General features: G+C 38.3%; 16 protein-coding genes. 4 read left to right on the top strand and 12 right to left on the bottom strand.

Going from position 1 to position 20501, the window contains the following annotated elements:
• Nucleotides 1-212: 212 nt before the first annotated feature.
• Nucleotides 213-1901 carry a sigma-54 interaction domain-containing protein gene (locus tag KHA95_RS20345; RefSeq protein ID WP_213139411.1) on the top strand — a complete coding sequence of 563 codons (1689 nt, stop codon included), beginning with the start codon at nucleotides 213-215 and terminating at the stop codon, nucleotides 1899-1901.
• 26 nt (nucleotides 1902-1927) lie between these two features.
• Entirely contained in the window at nucleotides 1928-2497 is a 570-nt protein-coding gene (locus KHA95_RS20350; protein WP_213139412.1) for a nitroreductase family protein, read from the top strand.
• 172 nt (nucleotides 2498-2669) lie between these two features.
• On the opposite strand, the gene KHA95_RS20355 is transcribed toward KHA95_RS20350, so the two are convergent.
• Nucleotides 2670-4331 (bottom strand): DUF2207 domain-containing protein, encoded by a 1662-nt coding sequence (locus tag KHA95_RS20355; protein ID WP_213139413.1) that lies wholly within the window; start codon nucleotides 4329-4331, stop codon nucleotides 2670-2672.
• Nucleotides 4332-4547: 216 nt separating this feature from the next.
• Nucleotides 4548-5762, bottom strand: a complete 1215-nt coding sequence (locus KHA95_RS20360) for an MFS transporter (protein WP_213139414.1) — start codon at nucleotides 5760-5762, stop codon at nucleotides 4548-4550.
• A gap of 136 nt (nucleotides 5763-5898) precedes the next feature.
• Between KHA95_RS20360 and KHA95_RS20365 the strand changes: the two genes are divergently transcribed.
• Nucleotides 5899-6723, top strand: a complete 825-nt coding sequence (locus KHA95_RS20365) for an aldo/keto reductase (RefSeq protein ID WP_213139415.1) — start codon at nucleotides 5899-5901, stop codon at nucleotides 6721-6723.
• Between the two features lie 44 nt (nucleotides 6724-6767).
• Here the strand turns inward: KHA95_RS20365 and KHA95_RS20370 are convergent, their stop codons facing one another.
• Complete coding sequence (locus KHA95_RS20370) at nucleotides 6768-8099, bottom strand: FAD-dependent oxidoreductase (protein ID WP_213139416.1); 1332 nt, start codon at nucleotides 8097-8099, stop codon at nucleotides 6768-6770.
• A 191-nt stretch (nucleotides 8100-8290) separates the two neighbouring features.
• On the opposite strand from KHA95_RS20370, the gene KHA95_RS20375 reads away from it, so the two are divergent.
• Nucleotides 8291-8836 carry a LysR family transcriptional regulator substrate-binding protein gene (locus tag KHA95_RS20375; RefSeq protein ID WP_213139417.1) on the top strand — a complete coding sequence of 182 codons (546 nt, stop codon included), beginning with the start codon at nucleotides 8291-8293 and terminating at the stop codon, nucleotides 8834-8836.
• Nucleotides 8837-9137: 301 nt separating this feature from the next.
• Here the strand turns inward: KHA95_RS20375 and KHA95_RS20380 are convergent, their stop codons facing one another.
• The 9 genes from KHA95_RS20380 to KHA95_RS20420 all read right to left on the bottom strand — a co-directional run bounded on the left by KHA95_RS20380 (nucleotide 9138) and on the right by KHA95_RS20420 (nucleotide 20491).
• On the bottom strand, nucleotides 9138-10550 hold the full coding sequence (locus KHA95_RS20380; RefSeq protein WP_213139418.1) for a glycoside hydrolase family 1 protein: 1413 nt from the start codon (nucleotides 10548-10550) through the stop codon (nucleotides 9138-9140).
• 75 nt (nucleotides 10551-10625) lie between these two features.
• A complete protein-coding gene (locus KHA95_RS20385) occupies nucleotides 10626-11702 on the bottom strand; it encodes a DUF871 domain-containing protein (protein ID WP_213139419.1) in 1077 nt (358 codons plus the stop codon).
• Nucleotides 11703-11717: 15 nt separating this feature from the next.
• Entirely contained in the window at nucleotides 11718-13025 is a 1308-nt protein-coding gene (locus tag KHA95_RS20390) for a 6-phospho-beta-glucosidase (RefSeq protein WP_213139420.1), read from the bottom strand.
• Nucleotides 13026-13070: 45 nt separating this feature from the next.
• Entirely contained in the window at nucleotides 13071-13379 is a 309-nt protein-coding gene (locus KHA95_RS20395) for a PTS lactose/cellobiose transporter subunit IIA (RefSeq protein ID WP_213139421.1), read from the bottom strand.
• A gap of 25 nt (nucleotides 13380-13404) precedes the next feature.
• Complete coding sequence (locus KHA95_RS20400; protein ID WP_213139422.1) at nucleotides 13405-14676, bottom strand: PTS sugar transporter subunit IIC; 1272 nt, start codon at nucleotides 14674-14676, stop codon at nucleotides 13405-13407.
• 332 nt (nucleotides 14677-15008) lie between these two features.
• On the bottom strand, nucleotides 15009-15326 hold the full coding sequence (locus tag KHA95_RS20405) for a PTS sugar transporter subunit IIB (RefSeq protein ID WP_249317145.1): 318 nt from the start codon (nucleotides 15324-15326) through the stop codon (nucleotides 15009-15011).
• 316 nt (nucleotides 15327-15642) lie between these two features.
• Complete coding sequence (locus KHA95_RS20410) at nucleotides 15643-17571, bottom strand: BglG family transcription antiterminator (protein ID WP_213139423.1); 1929 nt, start codon at nucleotides 17569-17571, stop codon at nucleotides 15643-15645.
• A 463-nt stretch (nucleotides 17572-18034) separates the two neighbouring features.
• Nucleotides 18035-19759: a choline/carnitine O-acyltransferase gene (locus tag KHA95_RS20415; RefSeq protein WP_213139424.1), complete on the bottom strand. Its 1725-nt coding sequence runs from the start codon at nucleotides 19757-19759 to the stop codon at nucleotides 18035-18037.
• Between the two features lie 60 nt (nucleotides 19760-19819).
• Entirely contained in the window at nucleotides 19820-20491 is a 672-nt protein-coding gene (locus KHA95_RS20420) for an ABC transporter permease (RefSeq protein ID WP_213139425.1), read from the bottom strand.
• Nucleotides 20492-20501: the final 10 nt, after the last annotated feature.

The following is a 20501-nucleotide window of genomic DNA, read 5'->3' on the forward strand; positions in this document are numbered from 1 at the left end:
TTTTTGAACAGAAGTAGTGGAGTGGAAGGCGTAAATTCCTAAAAAACGCTTCATATTTCCTGCGTCCCGTACGGATTCACGGAACAGGACAGGTGAGCCCCTAGGAAACGACCGCCTGGAACGCAATCAACGATGTTTGCCTCACAAGTCGTATGTAAATGATCCATTTCAACTTATCTATTTTTCATAAAGAAATAATAGGAGGTACGTTCATGTTTGCAGAGTCAATCGGAAAGCTAATGGAAGGATTCGTCGATGGAATCATCGTATTGAATGAAGAGTTGGAAGTATTATGGCATAACGAAAGTCTAGCCTTCGAACTAGATATAGGATGTCATATTTCTAAGATCATCCCTTGTAAGAATGTAAAATTTGAAGAAAGTGAAATCCTTTCAGTAACATTGATGGGAAAAGATTTTGCGGCAAAAGTGAAGCATTTTCATGCTGATGATCATTACATTCTCCTTTGCCTAGAAGATCGAACAAATCTAATCGATAACCCGAAGATGCGATCATATTGTCTTGAGAAAATCATCGAAGTGATTGATGAAGGTGTTATGATGAGCAATCCAAATGGGGAAATCATTTTATATAATTTAGCACAGGAAAAAATGGAAGGGTTGAATCGCCAAGAAGTGATTGGTAAGACATTATGGAATGCATATAATTATAACAATCCACAAAATTCAGAGCATAAACATACGTTTAAAACTGGAAAGCCCATTTTTTCTCGCTATCGAGCTCACTCAAAAATTGATGGCGTGCCGAAATACGTCAATTATAGTACATATCCGATTCAAAAAGACGGAGAGACTATAGCCGTATTTTCTTTAAGTACGAATGAATCAAAATTGAAAGATCGCCTCCATCGAACGATTGAGCAAAAGCGACATATAACAAATATAGAGAAAGACAGGACAGATATTCATAACGGAACAACCTTTACATTTGATGATATAAAGGGCAACAGTTTTGCCTTAAAGAAGATCATTCAGGAAGCACAAAATATTGCCCTTCATAATACGGATGTTCTAATCGTTGGCGAAACAGGAACGGGTAAAGAGCTTTTTGCCCAAAGCTTGCATAATCATAGCCCCCGTGCGAAGGGCCCTTTTGTTGCTATTAACTGTGCTGCCATTCCCGAAAATTTACTTGAAAGCACGTTATTCGGTACAGTTAAAGGGGCCTTTACAGGTGCGACGAATCAAATCGGCCTGTTTGAATACGCAAAAGATGGCACGCTCTTTCTCGATGAGATTAACTCGATTCCGATCACATTACAGTCTAAATTAATGCGAGTATTACAAGAGCGCTTCGTTCGCAGGGTTGGCTCCAATGAAGTAACTCCGGTTGAATGCACAGTAATCAGTGCTTCAAATGAAGATCCCGAACAACTTATCGAAGAAGGAAAAATGCGGCTTGACCTATTTTACCGAATCGCCCATACGAGCATTTATATTCCTCCACTGAGGGAGCGAACGGAGGATATCCAATTTTTCATTGATCATTTCATTGATGTGTATCAAACGAAATTTTCTAAATCTGTTCCAAAAATGTCGAAAGAATTACACTCCACCCTTTTACAATATAAGTGGCCGGGGAATACTCGAGAACTAGAACATCTAATTGAAAATGTAATCATCCGGGTTGGTGAAACGGATCGATTCATCGATATTGAGCATCTCCCCGCTTATATGAGAAGAAAAATTCTAATTGAGAAGCAGGAGCAAGAAATAACTAATAAAACACCATTCAAATCACTTTTTGCTGCTTCACAAGAGCATTATATACAAACGACCTTGGAACAGGCCGATTGGAATATTTCCAAAGCAGCAAGAAAGCTTGGCATTACTCGCCAGAGTTTGCAATATCATATAAAAAAGCATGGTTTAGTGAGATAAATATATTTATAGTTAGGAGAGAAATCATGGATATTCATGAAGTGATTAAAACACGGAGAAGTATCCCCCTCGTGAAAGATGAAACGGTGCCTGTCGAACTCATTGAGCAAATCATTGAGGCTGGAACATACGCGCCCAATCATTTTCGAACAGAGCCATGGAGATTTTTCGTTCTGCGTGGAAAAGGCAGAGAAAAATTAGGTGAAGTGTTCGGAAACATTACACGCGCTGAACTGGAAGATATTCATTCAGACACAAGCAAAGCGAAAATAGAAAGAAGCGAAAAAAACCCATTACGCGCACCTGTTGTCATTGCCGTTGGTGTTGAACCGAGTGATAGAAAAAATGTTATATTAAAGGAAGAATACGCGGCAGTAAGCAGCTGTGTACAAAATATGCTTTTAACCGCCCATGCACTAGGTCTAGGAGCGATGTGGAGAACCGGGGCGATTTGTTACCACCCACAAGTAAGCGAGTTCTTTGGACTGTCCAATAATGGAGAAATCATCGGCTTTCTTTACCTTGGCTATCCAAATACCGAACCGAAAAGCTACACAAAAGCGAATTTTAAAGAACTGACAAAATGGATTGATTAACCATCAATAAAACCCCTATCATGCGATTGATAGGGGTTTTACATGATCAAGCAATGCCGTCCCAACCAAACCGCCTCTAACAATCTGTGACTTCCGCCACAGGGGAGTTTGAACCGCAATATAGATTCAACTCGACGCTTATACAAGTGGGAGGAATTTTTACTCATTCAAGTTAAAACGCTCCAGATCCTCCTCCACTTCCGCCGACTCCGCCTCCCCCGCTATAAGAGGATGTGGACGTATCTCCAGAACTGGATGGCGGGGATGTCGTCGTTTTCGCTTCATCAAAGGTCGCCAGCACCCCGCCGTAAAGTGGATAATGATGATCAGTACGATCCGGCGGTACTGGGGTTGTTCGTAGTTCCGCATCAGCGAAAGCGGAAAATTGTTTCTCGATTTGTCTATCGCCAACACCGACGCCATAGGCTAAGGCACGTAATTTATCATTTGGATTAAGTGTTTCCCACTCTTTCGACTCTCTATTTCTGATCGCCTCACTAAATTGCCTCCACTCTATCCGCAATAGATACTCTGCCAAACTCATTGGCTGATAAAAAATAGCAAAAAGCAGAAATAGCGGCGACAAAATAAATGAATACGTTGCAAGTGCAAACAGTTCATAATTAACGAAGGATAATGCAAATAAAAATACGATGATGCTTAAACATGCAAGAAATAATCGGAAGAAGGCTCGATTTTTCTTTATTTTCTTATCTTTTAACTCCTTTTCGATCCCCCGTTTCCATTTACGAAGCGCGCTCTGGTATGAACCGTGGTTGTTCGTATCTTTCGTATACGCTTCAAGGTCCTCCATGCGAAATTCAGTACCATTGCCGACTTTATGGAAGAATAGGTCAATAAAGGCTTGTTCATGAGCATGTTCAACGTTTGGATGGTCAACCAGTTGGAATTTATCCTGTGATACGTGCTTCACTATCCCTTTGCGCATAAGATCTAAAAGTGCAGCAGCTTCAAGTGAACCCGTTCCTATTTTTAAATGGACAAGCGCCGGGATACTCACTTTTTCTTTTGGGATCATCGACTGCTGTTGGCTCACGATCTCTTTTGCTTTTTTACGTTTTCGTCGTGGTGACGTAACGGTGCTTATAAATAAAAGAATAAAGAAAATGCCTACGGCTGTGATCATAATTTTCCCGAACATTTGCATCTCGCTTCGATCCTCTTCAAACATCGCAACTTCCTCATAAATTTTTCCTTTCGTCAAAGAAGCATCGGGAAATAATTCAACTGGGAAAACAGCTCGAACAGCTCCACTTTTTCCAGCCTTCACTGAACCAATATCGTAATGGACCTCACCATCTGCTGTGATCGAATCCTTTCCGCGCAACACACCGTACCCAATTGAGACGCTGTCCGAAGAAGCTTGCGGTGGAATCAGATGTATCGTCATATTGCCATAATCAGACGTATTGCGATCATCGAAAAACGACCAATAAAATTGACCGCCATCTTCATATTTTTCTACTCCATTGATGATTTCGTATTGAATATCAATCGTTACCGTTTCGTCCTGCCCCGGGCGAAAAATTTTATATTCATCCTCATTTTTTTCAAAGCGAAGTTTTTTTCCATTTTCAGTAACAGAAAAGTTAGAAACTTTGGCATCCGTTTTCGGTGCGATTTCACGAATCAGGCCATTGAAAGCTCCGGTAAAAACATACGTATGCTGTTCATGAACGTCAACATCCCCATTTGGTAATAAATATGCATTAATCTGTACCTCTGGGATCGTAAATTCAACCGCCAGTACATTCGACGGCAATAACAATCCAATAACGATAATAAGCGCTAATATGATTTTCTTGTTTTTCATAAAATCACCCCTCTATTTTGTACGAATGAGAAGTAATTAAGTTCCGAACCTATATAAATTCGGATGCAAAGTGGAAGTTACGCAATTGTACCGGAAAGTTACGCAATTAATTGGAAAGTTACGCAATTCTACCTGAAAGTTACGCAATTAATTGGAAAAATACGCAATTCCTATAAATCCAACTAAAAAAAACCTATCCTTAGATAGGTTCTTCCTTCAAATAACGCTTTGTTGCTTTTCAGCGTTTAACTCATTTTTCTCCATTTTTCTAAAATAGAAGATAAATGCCATTAAACTGACCAAGATGAACGCAAAAAGCACGAGCGACCATAGCGTCACACTGATCGAATAGCGGTCAATTAACTCTCCGGCAAGTTTAGGCAGCACAGCACCGCCAAGTCCCCCCATTGCTACGAGCAAGCTTGTTGTCCATTCTTCCAGTCCCGCGGAATTCTCATTGATCAACAATAACCCGATGGAGAAAATACCTCCCATTAATAATCCGGTTAAGAAGATCGCCGAATAGCCAATGATTGGTGTTGGAAAAAGCGCAAAGATGACTAGGCTTAGAAATTGACCAATGCAGGAAACAACGAATAGCTTCACATATCCGATTTTATCAATAACAAAAGTCATCGCTAAGCGCCCCACTGTCATCGCACCCCAAAACACGGTAATACTTAAAGCGAGTGTTGATGCATCTAGATTCGTTGTTTTACTTAAAATCGTTGGTAAATAATTAGGCAACACCATTTCCGTACCAACATACATGAAGAAAAAGGCCGCGCCAATGGCGACAATTGGAATCTTTCTCCGAGAGTAGCGCACCTTCTCTTTTTTCTTTCCAGTCTGACTCTTTTCTTTCGGTTGCCGTTTTAATATAGGGTCCATCTCTCCAAATGAAAGAGACAACCAAAGCAATAATGCGATGCTTGTGACTACGGCAACGAATAAGAAAGACATATTCCATATACCTGACATGATTAAAAAGGCAGAAATAATCGGAATAAGCAACGCGCCAACTCCGAAAAATACTTCAACAAGCACAAGTGTCGATGCCTTTTTTTCCTTTAAATGCCCGATAATAAGCGCAGCAACTAACGTTTCCGTAATCCCAATTCCCGCTCCACCAATCGGTGTAGTGAAGAGCAGTATATTCCAGTCTGGCTGGAATCCAAGCACAAATTGAGATATGGCGAAGCAAAGCAAAGATATAAAGATCGTTATTCTTCGCCCAAATTCTTTTACAATTGCCGGGGCGATCATCACTCCTACTAAAAATCCTAAAAATTGATTCATAATCAATTGACCGCCATCACCATACGTTACTCCGTACGATTGCACCATCGGTTCTAATACCGTACCGATAATAATATGACCAAAGCCATTCAAACAGTAAATCAAACAAGCAAGCCAAATAAAGTTTCTCATTGCCATCTCCTACTAACCTCATATTGTTCCATCAAGTATAGCGGAGTTGTCATGAATTGAATAGACCGGTTTAAAAACTTCAAATTTTCTAAATATATGGTAGACTAATTGTATAATTATAGAAGGGAGCTAATTCATGAATTACATAACATTAAACAATGGAAACCGTATCCCACAATTGGGGTATGGTGTATGGAAAGTGCCTAATGAAGAAGCAACAAATGCAGTAGAGCAAGCACTCGAAACAGGTTACCGTTTAATTGATACAGCGAAAATTTATGAAAATGAGTCTGGTGTTGGAATCGCATTAGCGAATACTACCGTCCCGCGCGAGGAGCTATTTATTACAACCAAGGTTTGGAATGGTGATCATGGCTATGACAATACGTTACGAGGATTTGAGGAAAGTCTCAAAAAGCTAAAGCTCGATTACGTCGATCGCTACGTCATTCATTGGCCAACTCCTAAATACGATATGTATGTAGAAACATATAAAGCACTTGAACAGCTTTATAAAGATGGCCGTGTAAAAGCAATTGGTGTGTGCAACTTCGCAATCGAACATTTGCAGCGAATTTTAGATGAATGCGAAGTCATCCCGACAATGAACCAAGTCGAATGCCACCCCTATTTACAGCAAAAAGAATTAAAGCAATTTTGTAAAGAGCAGCAAATTTATGTTGAAGCATACAGCCCATTAATGAATGGCCGAACCGTATTGGAAGATCCAATCATTAAAGAATTAGCAAATCAATACGGAAAGACACCTGCACAAGTGATTCTTCGTTGGCATGTGCAATCCGATGTAATCGTCATTCCAAAAACGGTCACTCCTTCGCGCATGGCTGAAAACTTGGATGTATTTGATTTTGAACTAAGTCAAGCCGATCTAGACAAAATCGCTAATTTAGATCGCAACGAAAGAATTAACTCAGCGCCACATGAAAATAATAGAAGATAGTAAACTTTCGTTCAATCCCTTATGAGCAATAATAAGGGATTGAATTATTTTGCTTTTCGGGCAGCTCGTTGAATGGGATCCCAGACCCCGTTGTATGGGGGAGCATAACTTAAGTCGAGATCTTCCAAATCTTCGATCGTCATATGATTAAATAGTGCTGTCGCTAGTACATCTATCCGCTTTGCCACGCCATTTTCTCCAATGACCTGCCCACCTAGCAAACGCTTCGTTTCAAGATCATATACGAGTTTTACATGAAGGTTTTTTGCGCCAGGATAATAGCCCGCAATATCTTTGGTTGTTACTACTGCTGAAGCATAATTTAATCTAAGTGACCTTGCTTCCGTTTCAGATAGTCCTGTTTTGCCAAGTGTAAGGTTCATAAATTTCAAAATGGAAGTTCCTGTCATCCCTCTATATGGTCTTTGTAATCCAACCATGTTCATTCCAGCTATTCGACCTTGTTTATTTGCATTGGTTCCAAGCGGAATATAGTCATCCTGTTGCTTCACCAAATGGTATTGGACAGCACAATCACCTGCAGCATAGACATCTTTTATATTTGTTTCCATATACTGATTAACCTTGATGGCTCCTTTTACACTTGTTTCCACACCGCTTCCATTAAGAAAGGCCGTATTTGGTCTAATACCAGTTGCAATTAGAACAAGATCAGTTTGATATTCGTTTTTATCTGTTCGAATAGATTTGACGAATTCCTCACCATGAATCGATTGAACATTTTCTTCAAATATTATTTCAATTCCTTGTTTTTTCGCTTCCTCATGAATATAAGCGGCCATATCCTCATCAAATATTTTTGCAACCTGTTTGCCGCGATTAATTATACGCACAGCCAATCCTAACGAACGAAAACTCTCTGCCATCTCAAGACCAATATAACCACCACCAATTACGGTTACATCTTGGACTCCATTTTGTAAATCTTTTATAATTGCCTTTGCATCTGGGATTGTTTTTAGTACATGAATGCCTTTTAATTTTATTCCAGCCCAATCTGGTATAAAAGGATCTCCTCCTGAAGCAATGAGCAATTTATCGTAGTTCATGTGAAATGCCTCATTTGTTTGCTTGTTCATTCCTTTTACACTTTTACTTTTTACATCAACCGCTTGTACTTCATGACATATTTTCGCATCGATTCCGAACTTATCTCGAAATGTATCTAAACTTCTAGCAATTAAATCTTCTGTTTTCGGCACTTGCTTGTTAATAACATATGGCAAGCCACATTGCGCGTACGAATAAATGGAACCACGTTCTAATGTGATGATATCCGCATTACGATCATATTTTATGATTTGCATAGCCGCACTCATCCCAGCTGCATCTCCACCAATAATTACATATTTCATAAACAGGCCTCCCAAACTTTCTCCTTTATTAACTATCTTACCTGCTTTAGCTTAAAACTAAACAGTTTGCCTAAGCAATAAATTACGCCTCACAAATAATTAACCGAAAGAAACGAAGGACGCCTTTATATGGCAAACATCATGCCCCCTTTAGTTTCAACCTGTAATATATTTAACCTGATTTTAATGCGATGTATTATATATCGTTTGTAAAAGGAATCCACTTATTTAGCGGCAATGCCGACCAATTAATGGAGAAATTAGATAATGACTTATTAGATTTTGGGATTGTCATCGATCCTACGGACAAAAATAAATACGATTATTTAAGACTTCCAAGTGTAGATAAATGGGGAGTATTAATGAGGAATGATTGCCCACTTGCTGACAAATCTTTTATAGAACCCGAAGATTTGTTTAACCTGCCATTGATTATTTCTCGTCAAGCACACGTAGACAACGAATTATCGAACTGGTTGGGAAGAGATTTGAATAACTTTAATATAGTAGCGACCTATAATTTACTTTATAATGCATCTTTACTAGTAGATGAAAACGTTGGATATGCACTTTGTCTTGATAGACTAATCAACACTACTGGAGAAAGCAACCTTTGTTTTAGAGCTTTGAAGCCTCAATTAGAGGCCAGGCTGAATATCATTTGGAAAAAAAGCCAAATATTCTCGAATGCTTCTAAGCTGTTTATTAATAAACTGAAGGAAAATATTAAGGCCTGATTAGAATGTGAGTGGGAAGTTTAGTTAGAAGGATACAACTTATAAAAAAGCATTTGTTCGTTTCGAACAATGTTTTTTTATATAAATTGATCTTATTAGTTAATAAGAATAGTCAAGTACATGTTTTGGTGTAAAAACTTTGTTTTTATCACCATTTTATACCAATTATAACGATCTTGACACTCTTAAATCTTTTTCCGCTTTCTTAATTACTCCCTAGGAATTTTTTCACAAAAAAGAAGAGAAAATTACCTTAATTTTGTAATCTACTCTTCTTTTTATTAAGGAAAAGACTGTCTGCTTATGAATTAAATCCATTATTGTCAGCTAACTGTTTAAACCACATTCCGCTTTTTTTAATTGTGCGAGTGTAGTCTCCTTGAATATCGACGGAAATGAGTCCATAGCGATTTTTGTATGCATTCAGCCATGACCAATTGTCCATAAAAGTCCACACATGATACCCTTTCACATTGACGCCTTCCTGAATCGCCTGATGAATCCATTTTAAATGATCCTTAAAAAATTGAATCCGATAATCATCTTGAACGACCCCTTGCTCATCCATAAAACGATCTTCACCTTCAACACCCATACCGTTTTCGGAGATAAAACATTCAATATTATGATAGTTTTCTTTTACATTGATTAAAATATCATAAATTCCTTTTTCATAGATTTCCCAGCCACGATGAGGATTTATTTTTTTCCCCGGCATATCGTAGTAATCAAAATAGTGTTCAGGCATAAACGGTGCCTCTGGATTCGGCAGCGCCCCCTTCGCTTTAACACGTCTAGGCTGATAGTAGTTGATTCCAAGAATATCGATTGTATTTTCCCGAATAATGTCAAGGTCGCCTGCCTCAATTTGCGGCATAAATCCTTCCGCTCGAATCAGGTTTACCAGATCAATGGGAAATTCCCCTTTCACGGAAGGGTCCAAAAATATTCGGTTAAAGAGCGCATCAGCAATATTTGCTGCTTTTACATCTGCTGGGTGCTGGCTTCGTGGATAAGACGGCGTGAGGTTTAAAATAATCCCTATTTTACCGTTTAAATTCTTTTTTCGATAGGCCTCAATCGCTTTCGCACTGGAGAGCATCGAATGATATGCTACTTGGACTGCCTTTTGGAAGTCGCATAGATCCGGATAATGGGCTCCATATAAATAGCCCATTTCAACCGGAACAATCGGTTCATTATGGGTGAACCACTTTTTAACACGATCTCCAAATAAATCAAATGCAATGGAAGCATAATCTACGTATGCCTCAACCACTTCTCTGCTCTCCCAGCCCCCAAGCTTCTGCATTGCAAGCGGCATATCAAAATGGTAGAGATTAACGAAAGGTTCAATCTTATGATGTAGTAAATCATCAATAACACTGTTGTAAAAATCAACCGCTTGTTGATTCACTTCACCATTACCATTTGGAATTAAACGTGACCAAGAAATCGAGATTCGGAAACTATTATGTCCCGTCTCTTTTAATAGTTTAATATCCTCTTTATATTGATGATAAAAGTTAGAGGTATTTGCCGGACCTACCCCATCAAAAAAACGGTTCGGTTCCTTTTCATACCAATAATCCCAAATATTCATTCCTTTTCCATCAATATCAGCTGCCCCTTCGATTTGAGTTGCCGAGACAGCAGATCCCCACCAAAATCCTTCCGGAAATCGATAGTGTAATTTTTCCTTTTGTTTTGACATCTTTCATTCCTCCTATTGAAAGAACCAAGCACAGATGAGGATCGCTTGATTCTTTCATAAAAATTGCAACTGGGATCACTTTTCAACTAGTTTGAACTTTTGCCATGGACGAATCCGATCAAGTAAAAACTGTTCTTCCGGATTAACAGTTGCAACAATATTTGTATTTCCACTGTTCTCCATATCCAGAATTGCGATCTGCATTTCCCCCTTATAACGCTCATAACCGGAGTTATCAATCGTCACGTTTCCACGTGAAATCGATTGTGTATTATGGGCTGGAAAATCCTCATTCACATATTGAACGCGACTTTCCGTTGAACGGATCACATAGGCGGAGACATCTCCACGATTCACATGTTGACTTGCCAACACAATCTCTCTCTCTGTATTTGTTGCTGTTTCATTAAATTCTACCTTTAGCTCTAATTGATAACGGTTAATTGCAGACAAAAGTTTTAGCTCTTCTACAGAGGCAAAGGCATTACCAATAATTACATCATCAATCAAGTCCGTTTGAAAGAGATCTTTTGCCTGAAGGTCGATTGGGATGCCGCGATGCTCCTCAAGCGTCGGTAGCCCTTCATGAACCGGCCATGGACCATACAATGCGAAATTTGAAGAAATCATTGCCGCTGTTCGAATCCCGTGTTCTTTATACTGTTGTGAGCATTTAATAAAATGCTCTCGGGACAGACCAGTATAACGCCGTGGGTAAAAATTATGGCAGCCAATGATTTGGTATTTATTCGGCTGATAAGATAGTATTTGTTCTAAATATTTCGTCCCTTGACTCATATTTAATTCAATACTTAGTCCATACTCATTCAAGGACATAACACTTTCTTCTAGTCCGGTAAAACCTAAATCGAGACGAAGTCCTGAAAGACCAAGTTCTTTGAAATAAGCAAGATCCTTATAGCTAAGTTGTTTTTCTTCAAAGACGGTGGGGCTAATATCTGCGATAACTTCAAAGCCAAGCTGATTCGCCCGTTTAACAATTCCACGTAGTTTACCTACATCGTTTTCATCAGCAGACATTAAACAAGTGAAGATTCTTGTAAATCCGTAAGTACTCGCCTTTTCGATATAATCGATTTGATCTTTTTCTGTACCATACTGTGGGTAAACCGCAATCCCGAGTCTCCTCACTTTTTTCCACTCCCATCAAGAAAATTGGGGCAAATAATCTTTATTTGCTTCTATAATGTCTTTTAATATTTGCTTCGCAACCTTGCTAGATGGAACGAATGGACTATTCACTAATGCAAGCAACGCCTTTTGTTTATTTCCAGTTACCGCTGCTTCAATAGTTAGTTGCTCAAATGCTTTAACTTGTTGTATGAGACCATTGATCTCTGGTGGTAATTTTCCCACTTGTAATGGCTTAGCACCCTCATGATTGACCACACACGTTACTTCAACAGCTACATCATCAGGAAGCTGCGAAATCGCACCATTATTTATAACATTTACGGTGTGGATTCTATTATCGTTCGTAACAATCGATGTAATAAGCGAAACTGCCGCCTCTGAATATAAGGAACCGCCTCGTTCCTCCAATTCCTTCGGCTTCACATTTAAAGAAGGATTTTTATAAGTTTTAAATAATTCTTTTTCGATGACCTTCACCTGTTCGGCTCGGGTTCCTTTTTCATTTGCTGCTTCCATTTCTTCTAGGAGCATTTCATCCTTCATGTAATAATAGCGATGATATGGACATGGAAGCACTTTTAGTGCTTTTAAAAACTCTTCTTCCCACGGTGCATCATGAATGTTTTTCATATTCATATTCCGGCCCTCAATAATTCGGCCAAGTAAACGATCCATTGAATCTTCACCATTTACGTGGACACTTATAGCATAGACAAGGTGATTTAAACCGGCAAACGACATGTTCACATCGTTGCGTTCTACATCCAAAATTGTCGCAGCCATTTGTTTCATATTAATCGGTACATTGCATAGTCCGATTGCTTTAACAGATGTATATTTATGAACGGCTTCCGTCACCATGCCAGCTGGGTTCGTAAAGTTAATTAACCATGCATCATTTGAATACTCTTCTATCTCTTTACAAATATCAAGAATCACTGGAATTGTACGAAGAGCTTTTGCAAAGCCGCCCGGACCAGTCGTTTCTTGACCAATCACATTGTATTCAAGCGGAATCCGCTCATCACTTGCCCGTGCATCAAGACCACCTACACGAAACTGTGTCAAGACAAAATCAGCATTTGTTATTGCCTGAATACGGTCAAGTGTCAGTGTAATTTTTATCGGCAACTGACTTTTCTCGATCATCCTTTTCGCAAGTGCCCCGACAATTTCTAACTTTTCTTTCCCTGCTTCTATATCAACAAGGACAATTTCATTGATCTTTAATTGATCTGAACGTAAGATAAACCCTTCAATCAGTTCCGGTGTATAGCTACTTCCTCCACCAATAACAGCTATTTTCAACTTTTCTCCCACCCTTAAAGTCACTTAATCAAACAACATAGTTAATATGTTTTTAAACTAGCTTTTTAACGTTTCATATAAATCAACAAATTCATTTGCAAGATCTTTAAATGTAATGGCATTCATTAGATGATCTTGGGCATGTATGAGCAGTAAGGTAATTTCTGCTTTATCACCGCGTGCTTCTGACTGAATTAAAGATGTTTGCACTTGATGAGCATTGATCAGCTCTTGGTTGGATTTTTCCATACACTCCCTGGCTAAACCCAAGTTCTGCTCTTTTGCAGCCTGGATGGCTTCAAAGGCATGGCTTTTTGCATTTCCACTAAAAAGAATAATTTTCATAATGCGCTCTTCTAAATTCATTATTCACTACCCCTTGTAAAAAAATCTATGCTACTGTATTATTTTTTTCGTTTTGAAGCTTTTTCTCTTCCGCTCTTACAGTTATTTTAATAAACGGAATATAGATGATAACTGCGATAATTAAATTGACGAATGATAATGCAGCTCCACGCCATGAGCCTGTTGCTAAGAACCCTCCAATAACAGGAGGTGTTGTCCATGGGATAAAAGCAACAGTTTTTGGAACTATGCCTGAAGCAATCATCATATAACTAAAGATTGTTAAAACAACCGGTGCTAAAATAAACGGAATGATTAATACTGGATTTAATACGATTGGAAAACCAAATAAAATCGGTTCATTTATATTAAATAAGCTTGGTGCTGCACCTAGTCCTGAAATATTTCGATAATGTTTATGGCGTCGTCCCGCAATAAACACAGCGATAATTAGGGCAAGTGTTGCACCAGTTCCTCCTAGATACATAAAAGCATCAAAAAATGGCTTTGTTACAATATAAGGGATTTCTTGACCGGCTGCCAATGCCTTTGCATTCGCTTCAATAGCTGGCAAATAAACCGTTTGCATAATTGGTTCCATAATATTTGAACCGTGTAATCCAAAAAACCATAGGACGTGAATTAAGAGTGCAATGATAATCGCAGAACCAAGTGTATTGGCTAATTTTGAAATAGGTGCTTGTAAGACATCGAAAAACGCTTGATGAATATCTGGAATACCGCCTACAAGGGTAAATACTTTAATAAGTCCAAAAATCGATAAGGTAATCATCGACGGAATTAATGCTGAAAAGGATTTTGCGACCGCAGGCGGGACACTTTCCGGCATTTTCATCATTAGCTTCTTATTTCCTAATAATCTAGTGAAAATCTCGGTTGCCACAAGAGCCGTAACAATGGCAATAAATAAGCCTTGCGCCCCCGCCCATACTAAGGGAAGGCCCGATCCTTCACTAATTGGTTGCATCACCGTTGCTAATGCGGCAAAAGAAACAATTCCTGCCGATAAACCATCTTTGTCATATGACCGTGCTAACTGATAGGAAATCGAAAAGGCCACAAGCAAAGAGACAATCCCGAATGTTCCCGTCCAAACACTACCCCCAAATTGCTTCCATGTATCTCCATTGAAGAGCGCGGACATAAAATTTTGATACGCATCTATCGGTAAATTATTTAAAAGGATAACCATCGATCCTAATATCATTAATGGCATGATGATGACAAAACCATCACGAATTGCAACCAAATGGCGTTGTGCTCCAATTCGCCCAGCAATTTCAATAAATTTATTCATAAAAAACTCCCCCTATTCTCTCACATATTGTCAAAACTTATATAGTAAAAAGTTAATAATTCCTTAATATAAGAGGGGTTATAAACTAAAACTTCCCCCCGTAATTTTAGGATAAAAGTGAAGTTACCACACACAGACGAAGATCCCTTTATTTGAACCTTCCGACCCTTCCTATTTAAAAAAACATGTTGAAAGCAAACGAAAGAACATAGCGTCCTCTGAAGACCGTCCAAAAGCATTCTCATTCAAAAATCAGTATACCTAAAGCAATGAACAGTCCAATATGTGGTGTTCCGCGGTATTTTTATGCCAATAACGGTGACAAACTCCATTTAACGATTGGCAATTAAATCTATTGCTTGTTCTAAAACCTTCTCACCGTTCATCATTCCATAATATTGCATATTTATTGATTCAACCGGAATGTTCTTGCCTTCTAATTTAGACTGAAATTGTTTCATCATAAATTTAACTTGAGGTCCTAGCAGCAATACATCGATATTTTTTTTATCTAAAGTACTGTCAACTTCTGATGCAGAAATAGCAAAGATATCAGCCTCTATCCCTTGCTCTTCCGCTGCCTTTTGCATTTTCGTTACTAATAAACTTGTGCTCATTCCAGCTGAACATACTAACATAATTGTCTTCATTTTTATTTCCTCCTAATATTGATCTTTTGTTAAGTCATCTTATAAGTTAAGTATAGAGAGTATCCGTTTTCATTAACATTGAATCATTTTCCGTTGAGTAGCGGAAACGTTTACCTTTTGCTATTTGTACGTTGTAATATGAGTCGAAACACCAACCTTAGTATGTAAAAGAAACTGGGATTATAGACAGGTACGGATATAAATAATGGTGATATTAGCTATTTGCATTCTATTTTGCTTTGCTCTGCCTTTTTCAATGAAAAAAACAGTACTACCGTTTTGTATCAACGTAAGTACTGTTTTTTCTATTTTGGTTTTAAAATATATTTATAAATTCCTCATATGTTTTGCATTTAAGAAGTTGCTGCACGAGATGTGGATCGTCCACTACTTTCCCTAGAACATTATACATCGACTGCAAATCTTTAGCGCCATTTTTTTGTATACTCAATAAACATATGAATTGGACTCGTTTCTCTTCCCAGATAATTGGCTTTTGTAAAGTACAGATCGCCCAGAATGTTTCTTTTGATCGCGGAGTCATTGGATGTGGGATGGCTACTAAATTACCGAAGCTTGTTGGAGAAATGTTTTCTCTTTCAACGACAGAGGAATAAAACTGCCCATCGACCAATCCTAGTTCTTCTACCTTATTACATAGAAATTGTAATACTTCTTCTTTCGTTTCAAATGATTGTTGAAGGAAAACCAAGTTTTCCTTTAGATATTGAATCGCCTTCTGTCCAGAAGAGTCTTCTAAAAATTGTTCGATCTTTACAAAATCACTTCCCCCAAGAATCGTATTTACTTCAATGACTGGGACAGGAAGTGTTTCTCTAATTGGAATCGTGCTAACGACAAAATCAATGATATCAAAATTTACATTTATTAAATTATAATACTCGGTTGTGCCAATAATTTCGAGACGCGACCCCATCGTTGACTGAAGTTTATAATATAATAAGCGTGCACTGCCAACACCAGAGGCACACACAATCACGCATCTTTTTAAATTACGGTTTACCTTTGCTCTTTCCATTGCTGCACCGAAATGCAACGCTAGATAAGCAATCTCATTTTCATTCATTTGGAATCCTAATTCCTCTTCAATTGCCATACCTGCAACAACTCCAGCTTCAAAGGCAAGTGGATAATTTTCCTTAATTGCCTCGAGCATTGGATTACGTAAGTTCATCCTATAACGGTGACGATTGATCGCAGGTTTCAAATGTAGACTAAGACTAATAGCAAGATCTTTATCATCAGAAATACCTAGCCCCATCTTTTGTTCTACTTTTTCAATCACTTTTCTAGTCAGTTCGATTATCCCTTCCCCAATAAAGGGATTAATCTCTTTATCACTAATATGTGCTTCCATAATTGTTCTAGTTCCCATTAAGTGAATTGCCACATAGGCAATCTCGGTATTTGGAAACTCTACTTGTAATTGTTCCTCTACTAACGTAACAATACTCTTCGCTACCTTATACTCTTTTTGTTCCGTGATTTTCAATAGTTCTTGTGGGATCATTGATACATAATTTTCATCCCTAATTCTTTTGCAAGCGATTGCAATGTGGATAATTAAATTATTAAGTGCAATATCCGACATAACAATGGCATTTTCTTTCAATTGCTCTATAATCACCTTTTGAATCGATTTCATTTCACCTAGTGATAAAATAAAAAGCTGTGAATTCATGATTTCCAAGTCAGATTCTTTTCGATGGAAAACATATTCTGACATGCAAAACCGTAGTTTTATTTCTTCCCCCTTTACTTTTAAACCATAATTGGGTCTTACATCAATCTTAATTTCATAGGAATTTAAAATTTTCTTTACATCTTTCAAATCATTTTGTACGGTAGATCTACTCACATAAAGTTCATCTGCAAGATCTTCCAGTTTCATATAATCGTCTGCTAACAAGAGCCGCCTAATCAGATACCGCACGCGATCTTCGGACACTGTCGGGATGTTCCCGTTTTTCATCATTGCATCATCAGAGACTTCTGCTAAGAAATTTTTAAATAAGCGATGATCTTTTATTTCCAGTTTATAGCCAATTCCACGCAATGATTTTATTTCCGCTCCATGTTTATTCAACTGTTGATCTAGTACTTTTATGTCATTTCTAGCCGTTCTAGATGTTACTTTAAGAACGTTCCCTAGATATTCACTTGTAATAGGCTGCTCCGTTTCCATCAATTCTTGCAAAATCATATTTTCCCGGGCATTAAGCATAATCGACACCTCTATTTTCCTATGTCAGAAATTCTATAAAGGAAGGTGTACAGCAATAGTAAAGCTTTCCCTCAACGTTTCTAACACTGTCCCAATGTCAAAGGAATTGGGTAATAACGTAGGATGATACGTTCTCTTCATACACCCACCTAAACTAATTTTATCATTAGTATAATCATAAAACCGCGTATAGTATATAAAATTGATTAGTTTGAATTTACTTTTCATCGATATGTAAAAAAATTTTACATATGTTACATCATTTTCATATTCACTAAAAAAGCTAGATCAAATGAGAGAGCTCATTTGAACTAGCTTTTTATTTTTTTCAGCTCTGAAGGCATTTTTCAATGTATTCGCTATATCAGTTGAAATAAATAACATACATAAAATGTGGAAAATCAACTAGGTATACATCTATAAAAAACATTTTCTGTATTTAAACTTAAATACTAACTATTTATTACGTATGATTTGCCTCCCCTATCATCCTTAACTCACGTAATGCTCCAAGTAAATGTTCCATTAATTGTTTAGCTTTGTCTTGATTTTCGGTATAACTTGAAATATTAATAGATATCGTGTCCCCAAGAATAATGTACGCTACACCATACCCATCTGAAACGACGGGACCGAACATTCGGTACTTTACATTCTCATAGGCTGTTCCACTTGTTGATATAAAGTCATGGCGCATTGTCTTATATCCTTTATCATGATAAAGTTCTGGCAATTGCATTCCTAATTCAGCACCAAATAGTCGATGCATTTGTTCAAGGCCATACATATGTCTTTCAACACCAAAGCCTTGTTGGCAATCGCCGATCCGTTTGGAATGGGCATCGCTTGCTTTTTTCATTAGTGCATACAATGTTTCGTTGCTTTCGTTTCCACTTTCTAGCGCTTTAGCAAGATTGCTTTTTTCGACACTTGTTGCACGAGCACACTCGGTTCTCCCCTCAAAAAAGTAGCGAACACCGACTGGTTCGTACACACTTTTGAACGTGCCAAATGTCCGATATTGGGCGACTTGCAATGCCATATGGAAAAAGGCATCCGGACTAAACGTCATTTGCTTAATTTTTTCCGCGCCAAATTCGTTGAAAATCATTGATTGAAGATAGTATTGATCAGCTTGTCGTAAATGGTTTTCTTCCATTTTGACTAATCGATCGCGCATTTCATCTGACAATTGCCATTCCAGCTTTACTGCACTTGGCATTTCTGATAATTGCTCGATTTGTGAGTCTTTTTTTCTTAAGCCTTTGCTAACATGGCTAATGATCGCGGCGATCGCTGTCCCATCAACTGCACAATGCTCGATATTGAAGCCTAATTCTTTGCGCTTTGTAATAATGATTTGAATCGTTTTATCAAAGTATTTATTATCTGCATGTAACATGAGATGCTTCAGCGCTTCTTCCGCATTCTTACTTTCTTCATCAATCGAAATGAGCACTAATGAATCAGCGATCGTTTGTAGCAGCTCGACGTTTTCCTTTTTCCCACATAAAAGTTCGTACATTTTAGCGGCTTCGTCCCGTTGAGCAGTCGTAAAGATGCCAACGTTCATTCCCGCTTTCTCATCTTTGATCGCTGCTTCAATGGCCGCTGCGATTTGATGACTTTCGTAAATCATTCCTTCGTCGTTGGTAACTTCTACTTTATACATATTGTTTTTATATAAAAAGACAATATGATTATTTTTTTTATGGAAATCAGCAACGTAGAACGCATCTTTGTCCAACTCTGGAATTCGAATCGAACGGAAAAAATGGTTATATTGACTCATATCGAACGGTCTTCCTCTAAAGACCTCCGGTTCTACTTCTTCGTCGATGATGCGATGATATAAATCTGCAACAAAGTGGCTCACTTTTCCGGCCATTTCAATCACGCTATCGTCCCGATTTTCAATGTTGCTTTTCAATAAAATATTAAAATTGCTATAATATGGCAATGGTTTTCGGCTTTCTAAATAGGATGCGTCCCAAAATGGAGCTAGCCAGCTACCAGCATGGCTTTGATCCCATTTTTGCAACTTTTTCTGCAGTTTTTCCGCTGCGCCATTTTTTTCAAAAAAGCGCTCAATCGCCTTGCTTGTTTGTTGAAATTGTTCCGCACTAACTAACGGCTCGATCCATTCCAAAAGTTTTGATTTCGTACTTTCTAATGATGGAATCGGCAATGATGGTAATTCATTTTGATAAGTAAATAATCGCTTTATAGTCAGTCTCCCTCTCTATCGTTACTCTGCTGGTTGTAAAACGGTTTTTCGCTTTTTATTTGGTGATAATTTTCGTTCAAACCAAGCCATAATGACATCCGCAAGTACAGCCATAAGGGCAGTCGGGATCGCTCCTGCTAATATAATGGCTGTCCCATTCGTCGCATTTGTTCCCCGCAAAATAATATCCCCTAATCCGCCGGCGCCAATAAATGTTCCGATTGTTGCAACACCAATGGAAATAACTAAAGCGGTTCGTATCCCTGCCATAATGACCGACAATGCGAGGGGGAGCTCAACCATCCAAAGAACTTGAAATTTCGTCATGCCCATCGCTTTACCAGACTCAATTAATGCATGATCAACAGTGAGTATTCCCGTATACGTGTTATTAATGATCGGCAACAAGGAATAAAGAAATAGGGCGAGTACGACCGTATTCGGACCAAGGCCCATCGCAAGCATTAAGATCGCTAGCATGGCAAGTGCCGGGATCGTTTGAATAATATTGGCAAGTGAAATGACCCATGTGCTTAATTTTTTATAGCGTGCAATTAATATTCCAATTGGAATGGCCACAATCGCTGCAAATAACACCCCATAGATAGACATTAAGAAGTGGCGATAAAATTGCTCCCAAACGTACGAAGCATTTTGTGAATAATATACGAAAACATCTTGGATTGTTTCCACCTTGTCACCC

Origin of the sequence: Bacillus sp. FJAT-50079 (genome assembly GCF_018343515.1) — a bacterium.
GTDB lineage: Bacteria > Bacillota > Bacilli > Bacillales > Bacillaceae_C > Lederbergia.